General features: G+C 38.2%; 1 protein-coding gene. It reads left to right on the top strand.

Annotated elements, in window-relative coordinates; all coding sequences use genetic code 11:
* Positions 1-195: 195 nt before the first annotated feature.
* Positions 196-636, top strand: a complete 441-nt coding sequence (locus RBH29_RS17775; protein ID WP_306698349.1) for a GNAT family N-acetyltransferase — start codon at positions 196-198, stop codon at positions 634-636.
* The last annotated feature ends 261 nt before the right edge of the window (positions 637-897 follow it).

Genomic DNA, 897 nt, shown 5'->3' with positions numbered 1-897 from the left:
TCGCCTAACAAAAGATTTCCAGTTCCGCTACGCTGCATCCAAATTCATTCGCCAAGCCAAGTCTGGCTAAGGCTTATAAACTTTGGAAATCCACAACGTTAGATGACATGCGCCGAAAGGCAAGCGCATCCATGTGCTTCATTTTTCGGGTAGGGTTTTGGAGGCTTAATATCTTTAATAAATAAGGAGTCTAAGATGATTATTAGAAAGATGACAATTGCTGATTACGATTGTGTTTATGATTTATGGGTGAATACGCCAGGAATGGGGTTGAATAATTTAGATGATTCAAGACAGGAGATTGAAAAATATTTAAGACGAAATCCTGAAACATGTTTCGTTGCAGAAAAAGATAATTTGATTATTGGTGTAATTCTATGCGGAAATGATGGAAGACGAGGATATATTCATCATACTGCGGTATCTGTATTAGAACGCAAAAATGGAGTTGGAACAGCTTTAGTCGATGCAGCTGTGAACGCATTAAAAATTGAAGGAATTAATAAAGTAGCATTAGTTGTTTTTTCAAAGAATGAGCTGGGAAATTCTTTTTGGGAAAAAAGAGGATTTACAGTTAGAGATGATTTAGTCTACAGGAATAAAACAATAAATGAATTAACAAGAATTGATACATAGTATTTATTAAGTGCGACGTTGAGGTATGTTAAAGTTTTGATAAAGGAATCCCCGTCCATAGGGATATCTGAACACGTTGGAGGTGCACGTCATCTAACAACAGATTGCCATAAAGGTGCAGTAGCAAGAACAGGTAGTAGGTCAGCACCACATGCCCTCAGCAAGTAGAAGTTTCACTAAGCTTCGGGCACGTTGACAATCCACAACGTTAGATGACATGCACCGAAAGGCACGCACATCCATGTGCTTCATTTTTCGGGT

The sequence above is a fragment of the Herbivorax alkaliphila genome (assembly GCF_030848475.1).
GTDB lineage: Bacteria > Bacillota > Clostridia > Acetivibrionales > Acetivibrionaceae > Herbivorax.
The sequence above is the reverse complement of the archived record's forward strand: the minus strand, read 5'-3'. Positions and strand labels throughout refer to the sequence as shown.